The sequence below is a fragment of the Pseudomonas sp. K5002 genome (genome assembly GCF_013386655.1).
Taxonomy (GTDB): Bacteria; Pseudomonadota; Gammaproteobacteria; order Pseudomonadales; family Pseudomonadaceae; genus Aquipseudomonas.
This window is the reverse complement of record NZ_JACARK010001402.1, coordinates 1-1141: the sequence shown is the minus strand read 5'-3', so window position 1 is coordinate 1141 and position 1141 is coordinate 1. Positions and strand designations below refer to the sequence as shown.

Genomic DNA, 1141 nt, shown 5'->3' with positions numbered 1-1141 from the left:
CGCCCTCACCCACCGTGGTCGACAGGCCCATGGGCAGGCGCTCGATAATCGCCTGCACACCGGCCTGCCGCGCGGCCTCCAACACTTGTGCGTCGCTGGCGTCGGGTTTGCCGAGGCGAATGTTGTCGGCGACGCTGCCCTGGAACAGGTACGTGTCCTGGAAGATCTGGCTGATTTGCGCGTTGAGCTGCTCGCCGGACATCTGTCGCACGTCCACGCCACCGATACACACCTGGCCCTGGCTGACCTCGAAAAACCGTGCGACCAACCGCAACAGCGTGGTCTTGCCTGAGCCGCAAGCCCCTACCAGCGCCGTCATGCTGCCGGGCTCGATACGCAGGTTCACCCCGCGCAGCACGTCCCTTGAACCGGCCGCGTGGCGAAAGCTCACATCGAACAATTCCACCGAGGCATCCCGTGGAGATTGCGGCGCGCTCGGCGCCTTCAGGGGCGACGCGGCCAATATCTCGCGCACCGCCTCAAGCTGCACCCCGGCACCGCGCAACGTTTCGCCATAGCCGGCCACCTCCAGCAACGGGTCAATGAAGCGGCTGACCAGCAACAGCGACACCATCACCGCAATCACCGAGCCCACGTGCAAGGCATTTCCCAGGTAAGCGTCAAGCCAGAGCGCGGCGGCGATCAACAAGGCCGCGAACACCACCTGCACCAGCCATATGTTCAGCAGAATCGAGGTCGCGGACAGCAGGATCAGGCGCGCCCCGGTCGCGTGCTGCTGTTCGATCGCCCGTTGCAGGAACACCGAGCTGCCGCCGCCACTGAAGGCACGCAACACCGACTGCGACTGGGCGAACTCCAGCATGCGCTGGCTGGTGTCGGCCGAGCTGCGCTGGAACGCCCGGTCGGCGCGCCGCCCAAGGCGGGCGCTGAGCCAGAACGCGCCGCCGAGAATCGGCAACGCCAGCAAGGCAATCAGGCCCATTTTCCAGTGCAGCACAAACAACGCCAGTACCAGCACCAATGGCGTCACCACGCCGCTGAGCACCGGAGTAAATACATGGGCCGGCAGCTGGGCCACGGCCATCATGCCCTGGGTCACCACCTGGTTGAGCCGCGCCGTGTTATCGGGCGTGAACCAACCGACAGGCAGTTCGGCCACATGGTCGCCGATGCGCTGGCG

The 1141-nt window shown here is 65.8% G+C and carries 1 protein-coding gene; it reads right to left on the bottom strand.

The features are described 5' to 3' along the window. Positions 1-1141 (bottom strand): ABC transporter ATP-binding protein (locus tag HX846_RS36730; RefSeq protein ID WP_178967404.1); only part of this gene is annotated, 1141 nt, incomplete at both ends.